Origin of the sequence: Clostridium sp. (genome assembly GCF_018372875.1) — a bacterium.
In the GTDB taxonomy this organism is placed as follows: domain Bacteria; phylum Bacillota; class Clostridia; order Clostridiales; family Clostridiaceae; genus Clostridium.
Window position 1 is genome coordinate 58,883 of the sequence record NZ_JAHAIF010000025.1, and the last position, 9,812, is coordinate 68,694.

At 31.0% G+C, this 9,812-nt stretch carries 9 protein-coding genes; all 9 read left to right on the plus strand.

What is annotated here, in order from left to right; genetic code table 11:
• Nucleotides 1-32 precede the first annotated feature (32 nt).
• Entirely contained in the window at nt 33-2,099 is a 2,067-nt protein-coding gene (locus KIB46_RS09745) for an HDIG domain-containing metalloprotein (RefSeq protein ID WP_156563264.1), read from the plus strand.
• A 55-nt stretch (nt 2,100-2,154) separates the two neighbouring features.
• Nucleotides 2,155-2,655 carry an rRNA maturation RNase YbeY gene (ybeY, locus tag KIB46_RS09750; protein WP_156563263.1) on the plus strand — a complete coding sequence of 167 codons (501 nt, stop codon included), beginning with the start codon at nt 2,155-2,157 and terminating at the stop codon, nt 2,653-2,655.
• A 25-nt stretch (nt 2,656-2,680) separates the two neighbouring features.
• Entirely contained in the window at nt 2,681-3,382 is a 702-nt protein-coding gene (locus KIB46_RS09755) for a diacylglycerol kinase (protein ID WP_156563262.1), read from the plus strand.
• A gap of 79 nt (nt 3,383-3,461) precedes the next feature.
• On the plus strand, nt 3,462-3,860 hold the full coding sequence (locus KIB46_RS09760; protein ID WP_027099587.1) for a cytidine deaminase: 399 nt from the start codon (nt 3,462-3,464) through the stop codon (nt 3,858-3,860).
• Between the two features lie 8 nt (nt 3,861-3,868).
• A complete protein-coding gene (era, locus tag KIB46_RS09765) occupies nt 3,869-4,759 on the plus strand; it encodes a GTPase Era (protein WP_156563261.1) in 891 nt (296 codons plus the stop codon).
• Nucleotides 4,760-4,770: 11 nt separating this feature from the next.
• Nucleotides 4,771-5,520, plus strand: a complete 750-nt coding sequence (gene recO / locus KIB46_RS09770; RefSeq protein ID WP_156563260.1) for a DNA repair protein RecO — start codon at nt 4,771-4,773, stop codon at nt 5,518-5,520.
• Nucleotides 5,521-5,527: 7 nt separating this feature from the next.
• Nucleotides 5,528-6,145, plus strand: coding sequence for a DUF4342 domain-containing protein (locus tag KIB46_RS09775; protein ID WP_156563259.1), 618 nt, complete (start codon nt 5,528-5,530; stop codon nt 6,143-6,145).
• Nucleotides 6,146-6,336: 191 nt separating this feature from the next.
• Nucleotides 6,337-6,972: a helix-turn-helix transcriptional regulator gene (locus KIB46_RS09780; protein WP_156563258.1), complete on the plus strand. Its 636-nt coding sequence runs from the start codon at nt 6,337-6,339 to the stop codon at nt 6,970-6,972.
• Nucleotides 6,973-7,048: 76 nt separating this feature from the next.
• Nucleotides 7,049-9,679 carry a pyruvate, phosphate dikinase gene (gene ppdK / locus KIB46_RS09785; protein WP_156563257.1) on the plus strand — a complete coding sequence of 877 codons (2,631 nt, stop codon included), beginning with the start codon at nt 7,049-7,051 and terminating at the stop codon, nt 9,677-9,679.
• Nucleotides 9,680-9,812 lie beyond the last annotated feature (133 nt).

Here is a 9,812-nt window from a genome sequence, read left to right on the forward strand (position 1 = left end):
ATAAGTGATGTACGAGTAAGAAGGTGATGAACATGAGTTTAAAAAGAAGGGAAACGAAAAAGGGGAATTATAAACCTAAGAGAATTTTATTATTTACCATAAGTTTTGTGGTAACTTATTTTTTATTGATAACAGCTATTGCTCCAACTAAGTATGAGTTACAGGAAGGCGATATAGCAAGAGAAGATATAGTAGCCCAAAGAGAAACTGTAGATGAACAAGCTTCAGAAGAAAAGTTAAAAGAAGCTTTATCTAAAGTAGATAAACAATATACATTAAAAGCAGAAGTGAAAATTGCTGCAGAGAATAATATAAATGCATTGTTTGAAAAGTTAATAAGTTTAAGTGCTACAGAATTAGATGAGAAGGAAAAGATAGTAGAAGTAAGAAAAGTTGAGGGGATTACCTTAGATGAAAGTGCTTGTAAGTTCTTATTATCAATACCAAAAGACACATTGGTTAAATTAAAATTAGAAGCTTTAGAAATAGTAGATTCTGTATATGTAAAAAATATTGAAGATGAGGATAGTGAAAGCTTATCTGAGGCTAGAAGTTTGGCCGCTGAAAAGGTAAAGAATCTTAATTTAAATTCCAATATAAGTAATGTGTTAAATAAAATTATAATAGAACAAATAAAACCAAACTTTTATTATGATAAAGAAAAAACAGAAGAAAAGATTAAAGAAGTTCAAAAAAATACAGAGAAGGTAGTAATAAAGAAGAACCAGATAATAGTACAAAAAGGTGAACCTGTTACTTCAAGACAAATAGAAATTTTGACTGAATTAGGGTTAATAGGAGATTCTGCTGGGGAAGGAGTAATACTTCTATATATTGTTCTAGCAATACTTTTAAGTTCTGTTATGGGGATTCAATTCTTCTACATTTACAAGAACTACAGAAGTGTTTATTTAGATTTTAAGAAGTTGGTTTTAATTAATTTAATAAATGTATTTTCTTTAATATTAGTTAGATGTGTAAGTTTTGCATCTCCTTTTATGATACCATTAGCGTTAGCACCATTACTTATGACTATGCTTATTAATTACAAGATATCACTGTTTGTTAACTCCATGAATGTTATCATAGTTGCTGCATTAACAGGATTTAACTCTCAAGTGATAATAATTGCAATAGTAAATGCATTAGTGGGTGCTACTATACTAAGGAAGATGCAACAAAGAAACGATATACTTTATTCAACATTATACATTGCAGTTTTATCTGGAGTTATAACATTTGCAACAGGTGTTATTTTATCAAGCAATTTAAAAGATATATTTTTAAATAGTGCTTTTTCTATAATAGGAACTGTGTTTGCAGGGGTTCTAGCTACAGGTTTATTACCGTTTTTAGAATCTACATTTAATATAGTAACTACATTAAAGTTGTTAGAGTTAAGTAATCCTAATAGTCCTCTTTTAAAGAAATTGCTAATGGAAGCCCCTGGGACATACCATCATAGCATGCTAGTTGCTAATTTAGCAGAGCTTGCAGCAGAAGAGGTTAAAGCTAATCCAGTAATAGCAAGAATAGGAGCTTATTATCATGATGTTGGTAAAACCACTAGACCATATTTCTTTAAGGAAAATCAAATTAGTAAAGAAAATCCTCATGACAAGATAACTGCTAATTTAAGCACTTTAATAATAATATCTCATGTTAAGGAAGGACTAGAATTAGCAAAGGAATACAATATACCAGAAGTAATACAAGATATAATAGCGCAGCATCATGGTACAACTTTGGTTAAATATTTCTATTATACTGTAAAAAATAATGCTGAAAATCCTGATGAGGTTAGAGAAGAAGATTTTAGATATCCAGGCCCTATACCAAGTACTAAGGAATCTGGAATAATAATGTTAGCAGACTCTGTTGAAGCTGCAGTAAGGTCTATAAATGAGCCTACTAAGGGTAAAATAGAAGAAATGGTCAATAATATTATTAAAGATAAACTTCATTCTGGTCAGCTTAATGATTGTGATTTAACATTAAAGGATTTAGAAATAATTAGAAAGTGTTTCTTAAAGACTTTAAATGGAATATATCATCAAAGGATAGAATATCCAACAGAAAAGAGCAAAAGCTTAAAATAAAGGGGATGAGTTTTTAACTCACCCCTTTAAAAAATATGAAAAGAGGAGAAACTAAATGATATATACAGATAACAGACAAGAAAAAATAGAAGTGACAGAAGAATTAGTAAAGGAATTAGAGCATACAATAGAATTTACTTTAAAGGAAGAAGAAGTGAATATACCATTTGAAATTTCATTATTGTTTGTAGACAATGATGAAATTAGGGAAATAAACAATGAAACTAGAAATATAGATAAAGAAACAGATGTGCTATCTTTTCCTATGCTAGACTACCCAAAAGATAGGGTTTTTAAAGATGTGTATAAGAATTATGAATTTGATGAAACGTATATGGATGGAGAAGAACTAGTTTTAGGAGATATAGTATTATCTTTAGAAAAGGCTTTAGAACAGAGCAATGAATATAATCATTCCTTTAAAAGAGAAGCTTCATACTTAGTAGTTCATTCAGTACTACATTTATTAGGGTATGATCATATGGAAGAGGATGAGAAAAAAGTTATGAGAAAAAGAGAAGAAGATATCTTAGGGCAATTAGATATTAAAAGATAAAATTATAAGTGGGTGATGATAAAAAGTGAAGTTAAAAAAAGTGGTAGATAGCTTCAATCATGCTATAAATGGTATTATTGATACAGTAAGAACTCAAAGAAATATGAAAATACATCTTGTAGCTGCTATAGGGGTTTTAATAGCTTGTTTTTGTTTTGATATATCTAAGATGGAATTTTTGATAATTGCAATAACCGTAGCTATAGTAATTGCTGCAGAATTAATAAATACCGCTATAGAAGCAGCTATTGATATGACTACTAATTATTATCATCCATTAGCTAAGATAGCTAAAAATGCAGCAGCAGGGGCTGTGTTGGTAACTGCTATAAATGCTATAGTGGTGGGGTATGTTATCTTTTGGGATAAACTATCTAATATATCTTATGAGGTAATACATAAGGTTAAAAACAATGAGCCATATACAATATTTATTGTCTTAGTTATAGTCAGCTTTGCCACTATAATAGTAAAAGCTATATTTGGAGAAGGAACTCCTCTTAAAGGTGGTATGCCTAGTGGACATAGTGCGTTATCATTTTCTATAGCTACAGCAATAGCTTTAATTACTGAAGAGCCAACCTGTATAATGTTAAGTTATTTAATGGCCTTTATTACAGCACAAAGTAGGGTTGATTCTGAGGTTCATACATTATCTGAAGTTATTGTGGGAGCTATATTTGGTATGCTTATAACCTTATTGATTTTTACCATATTCAAATTATAATTATAATGATATAATGAAAAATACACATAATATGAGTATATAAAAATATAAAATTATTGTGTATCTTGGAGGAAATAAAGTGAATAAAGAGTTAATATTAAAAGCTATAGAAGCAAGAGAGAATGCATACTGTCCATATTCTAATTTTAAGGTTGGGGCAGCAGCCTTATTTGAAGATGGAAATATATACGTAGGATGCAATGTTGAAAATGCATCTTTTGGAGCAACTAACTGTGCTGAAAGAACAGCTATATTTAGTGGGGTTGCAAATGGAAATAGAAAGTTAAAAGAATTAGCATTAATAGGAGATGTTAAAGCATTTACATATCCTTGTGGAATCTGTAGGCAAGTAATATCTGAGTTTGCAGAAAGTGGAGATATGAAAATTTATATAATAAAAAATGAAAATGAAGTTTTAGAAACAACTTTAGATGAAGTTATGCCAGGTACTTTTACTAAGAAGGACTTGGAGAAATAGGAGGAAGAATGTTTAAATCAGGATTTGTAACTATTGTAGGGAGACCCAATGTTGGAAAATCAACTTTAATGAACTACTTAATGGGGGAAAAGTTATCAATAGTTTCTAATAAGCCACAAACAACAAGAAATAATATTCAAACTATATTAACAACTAAGGAGTATCAAATTGTATTCGTTGATACACCAGGAATACATAAGCCTAAGCATAAGTTAGGTGAATATATGGTAAATTCGGCAAAAGATTCAATGAAGGATGTAGATTTAGTACTTTTTTTAACTAATCCTGATGATGAAGTAGGGAGAGGTGATAAGTTTATACTAGAGTCTCTAAAAAATAGTAAAGCACCTGTTTTCCTTGTGTTAAATAAGGTGGATGAATCTACTCAAGATAGAGTAGCTAAATCACTTATGGATTTATCAAAGGAATTTAATTTTAAAGAGATAGTACCTATATCAGCAATTAAAGGGAAAAATGTTGATACATTATTAAATCTTATGGTTAATGAGTTACCAGAAGGACCTATGTATTATCCTGAAGATATGATAACAGATGTTCAAGAAAGATTTGTAGTATCTGAAATTGTAAGAGAAAAAGCTTTAAGATGCTTAAGAGATGAAGTTCCTCATGGTATAGCTGTAGATGTTATTCAAATGAAACAAAGTGAAAATGGTACTTATCATATAGAAGTGGATTTAATATGTGAAAAGGATTCTCACAAAGGAATAATAATAGGAAAAAATGGTCAGTCCTTGAAGAGAATTGGAGAAACGGCTAGATATGAGTTAGAAAGATTCTTACATACTAAGGTAAATATAAAAATATGGGTTAAAGTAAGAAAAGAGTGGAGAGACAATCAAAACTTATTAAAGGAATTAGGATATAAAAAAGTAAAATAGATTATTAGGGGATGGTTATTCTGTCACTTTTTAAGTGTAATGGGGTAGTAATAAAGGCCCTAGATTATAAAGAAAATGATAAACTAGTTTGGTTATACACTGATAACTATGGGAAGATTACAACGGTGGCTAGAGGTGCAAAAAAAAGTAAGAACAAACTTTTTTCTGTGACTCTACCTTTATGTTACTGTGAATATATGGTATTTAAGGGGAAAACACTGTATAATCTACAAGAGGGGAAAATAATTAATTCTTTTCAAGGTTTAATGAATAATCTAGATAAATTGACATATTCATCATATGTATGTGAACTAATAGATATTGCTGTATTAGAAGGAGAAGTAAATAAATATCTATTTAAAGAGTTTATAACTACTTTGTATTTATTAAATACAGATGCTTTAGATTATGAACTTCTAATAAGAGCTTTTGAATTAAAACTTTTAAAGGCAACTGGATATGGATTAAATCTAGAAAGTTGTAGCATATGTAAGAAAAAGTTAGCAGTATCTAATTATATAAGTCTTTCCTATTTTGGAGGGGTTTGTGAAGAGTGTAATAAAACACATGGGGTGTACATATCTAAAGGGGCATATAATGCTCTTAAATATTTATCAAATGTTTCATCAGATAAAGTTTATAGATTGAATCTTACAGATGAGATAAAAAAGGAAATGGAAAAGGTGACCACTTTTATTATTTCTTCTAGTTATGCTAAGAAACCTAAAAGTTTAGAGATGCTAAATTATATTAAGGAGTGAGAATAATATGGAAATTTCATTAGAAAAGGTTGATCAAGTAAAAGAGAGAACTGGAAGTACTTATAAAGAAGCAAAAGAAGCTTTAGAAATTTGTGGCGGAGATGTATTAGAAGCTATAATTTATATAGAAGGTCAAAATGAAAATTCAAATATGAAAAATCCAGAAGATAATGCCTATCAAGAAAATAATAGTGAGACAATAGAAGATTTTAAGGTATGGTTAAAGGAAACTGTAAAAAAGGGAAATGTTTCAAGAATTAAAGTAAAAAAAGATGAAACTATATTAGTTGATGTTCCTGTAAATGCAGGTATAGCAGCTACAGTTATAGCAGTAATAATTCCTCCAATTCTTGCTTTTGGAGTAATTGCAGCAGTAGCAACTAAGTTAACTATAGAAATTACTAAAGTTGATGGTTCTGTAGAGGTTGTAAATAAATATGTAGCAAAGGCTGCAAATGAAGTTAAGGGTAAGGCCTCAGTATTTGCAGATCAAATCAAAACTAAAATAAAAGAAGTTAAAGAAGAGGCTTCCAATAATGCTTCTTATAAGGAAAATGTATATAAAGATGATGAAACTGTTTATAGTTATACAGTTAATTTTGACGAGGAAAAGGAAGAAAAATAATTAGAAAAATATAGAAAATAATATGTATTTAAAAAAAATAAGTGATAAATAAGGAATATTAGAATAATTTATGTGATTTTTCTGAAAATTAAGTATAGTCAAACTATAATTACGTGGTATAATTATACTGTAAATAAAAAGTCGACATAAAAGACTCTATATATTCCTTTGAATCAGAAAGAGGGATTGTAATGAAGTTGTCAGATAGGCAAGAGGAAATAATCAAGCTTGTAAAAGAAGGACAGCCTATTACAAGTGAAGCTTTAGCTGAAAAGTTGGGAGTTACAAGAGCGGCGTTAAGAGCAGATCTTGCAATTTTAACTATGATAGGAATATTAGACGCTAGACCAAAGGTTGGATATATTTATTCAGATAAGCCTAAGAGTAGTCTGTTATTAGATTACATAAGTAATATAAAAGCAGGTCAGATTATGTCAAAGCCGTCTACAGTTAATGAGGCTATGATGGTGTATGATGCAATCGTATACCTATTCTTAAATGATATAGGCACAGTATTTGTAGAAAATAATGGATACCTTGTAGGTGCAGTGTCGAGAAAAGACTTTTTAAAGATTGCAATTGGAGGTACTGATATACATAAGGTACCTGTTGGGGTAATTATGACAAGAATGCCTAATATCATTTGTGGAACATCAGAAGATAGTGCATATGATATGGCAAAAAAAATAATAGAACATGAAATAGACAGCATACCAATAGTTGAAAAGGTTAGAGTAGAGCAGGGTAAAGAACAATACAAAATTATAGGTAAAATATCAAAAACTAATATTACCAGATTATTCGTTCAGATGGGTAAGAGCGAATAAATAAATAAGAAACTATCGGGCCATTTAAGGTTCCGTTAGTATATAGATAAATTGTATTGAACGGAGGAGTATTGAGATGGAGAAAAAGTACGTTTACCTTTTTAGTGAAGGAAATGCATCAATGAAGAACTTACTAGGGGGTAAGGGAGCTAATTTAGCAGAAATGACTACACTAGGAATTCCAGTTCCAACAGGATTTACTGTTACAACTGAAGCTTGTAACAAATATTATGAAGATGGAAAGGTTATTTCATCAGAGGTAATGGAACAAATTTATGCAAGTATTAAGGAATTAGAAAAGGTAGCCGGAAAAGAATTCGGTAGTGAAGAGGATCCACTATTAGTATCAGTTAGATCTGGTGCAAGAGTATCTATGCCAGGTATGATGGATACAATATTAAACTTAGGATTAAATGATTCAGCTGTAGAGGTTGTAGCTAATAAAACTAACAATCCAAGATTTGCTTATGATTCATACAGAAGATTTATTCAAATGTTCTCTGATGTTGTTATGGGTATTGAAAAGAGACTATTTGAAGATAAGTTAGAAGATATGAAGGAAGCAAGAGGGGTAAAATTAGATACAGATTTAAATGCAGATGATTTAAAAGAGTTAGTTGGTCAATTTAAAGAGTTATATAAGAAAGAAAAGGGAGAAGAATTCCCACAAGATCCAAAGGTTCAATTAATTGAATCAATTACTGCTGTATTTAGGTCATGGGACAATCCAAGAGCTATAGTGTATAGAAGATTAAATGATATACCTGGTGATTGGGGAACAGCAGTTAATGTTCAACAAATGGTATTTGGTAATAAGGGAGAAACTTCAGGAACAGGTGTTATATTCTCAAGAAACCCTGCTACTGGTGAAAATAAAATATATGGTGAGTACTTAATGAATGCACAAGGTGAAGACGTTGTTGCAGGAATTAGAACACCTCAACCAATATCTCAATTAGAAGAGCAAGATTCAGTGATTTATAAGCAATTAACAGATATAATTGCTACACTAGAAGCTCACTATAAAGATATGCAAGATATGGAAATAACTATTGAAGAAGGAAAATTATATTTCTTACAAACTAGAAATGGTAAGAGAACAGCTCAAGCTGCTTTAAAAATAGCTGTTGATTTAGTTGAAGATGGTACTTTAACTAAGGAAGAAGCTATATTAAAGGTTGAACCAAAACAATTAGATACATTACTTCACCCAGCATTTGATGTTGAAGAATTAAAGAAGGCAGAGGTAGTTGCTAAAGGTCTTCCAGCTTCTCCAGGAGCAGCTTGTGGTAAAATAGCATTTACTGCAGATGAATCTAAGGAAAGAGCTGAAAAGGGAGAAAAGGTTGTTTTAGTTAGACTTGAAACTTCCCCAGAAGATATTGAAGGTATGATTGCTGCAGAAGGTATATTAACTGTAAGAGGTGGTATGACTTCCCATGCTGCAGTTGTTGCTAGAGGTATGGGAACTTGCTGTGTAGCAGGATGTGGAGAAATTAAAGTTGATGAAAAAGCTAAGACTGTTACAATAGGAGATAAGACTTACGGAGTAGATGATTATATTTCAATAGATGGTTCTACTGGTAATATCTATGCTGAAGCTGTTAAGACTGTTTCACCTGAAATAACTGGGCATTTTGCTACATTTATGGGATGGGCAGATGAAATTAGAAAGCTAAAGGTTAGAACTAATGCAGATACTCCAAGAGATACTTTACAAGCTGTTGAATTTGGAGCAGAAGGTATTGGTTTATGTAGAACAGAGCATATGTTCTTCGCTGAAGATAGAATTATGGCTGTTAGAGAAATGATAGTTGCAAAGGACGAAGAACAAAGAAGAAAGGCATTAGATAAGATTCTTCCAATGCAAAGACAAGATTTCACTGAAATTTATGAAGCATTAGAAGGAATGCCAGCAACAATTAGATTCTTAGATCCACCACTACATGAATTTGTTCCTCACAGTGATGAAGAAATTGCTGAATTAGCAAAGGAAATGGGATTAACTTTTGAAGAGTTAAAGGCTACTGTTGAAGATTTACACGAATTCAACCCAATGATGGGACATAGAGGATGTAGATTAGCAGTATCTTATCCTGAAATTGCTGAAATGCAAACAAGAGCTGTAATTGAAGCAGCTTTAGATGTTAAGGCAAAGAAAGGTTATGATATAGTTCCAGAAATAATGATTCCATTAGTTGGAGAAATTAAGGAATTAAAATATGTTAAGGATGTAGTTGTTAAGACTGCAGAAGCTGTTATGGAGGAAAGAGGAACTAAGATAGAATACCATGTTGGTACAATGATAGAAATTCCAAGAGCAGCTTTAACAGCTGATGAAATAGCTAAGGAAGCAGATTTCTTCTCATTTGGTACAAATGACTTAACTCAAATGACATTTGGATTCTCAAGAGATGATGCTGCTAAGTTCTTAGGTTCTTACTATGATAAGAAGATTTATGAACAAGATCCATTTGCTAAGTTAGACCAAACAGGTGTAGGTCAATTAGTTAAGATAGCTGCTGAAAAGGGTAGAGCAACAAGACCTGATATTAAGCTTGGAATCTGTGGAGAACATGGTGGAGATCCATCATCAGTAGAATTCTGCCATAATGTTGGATTAAACTATGTTTCATGTTCACCATTTAGAGTACCATTAGCTAGATTAGCTGCAGCTCAAGCACAAGTTAAAAATCCAAGACAATAATATATTAAAAATATAAGAGGATGATTAAATCATCCTCTCAGGGTGTCGACAAAGTCGACACCCTTTCGTTTTTTTGATAAAATATCACAGGTGATATTTTATGATGACAAGAAGAAATATAGATAATAGATTG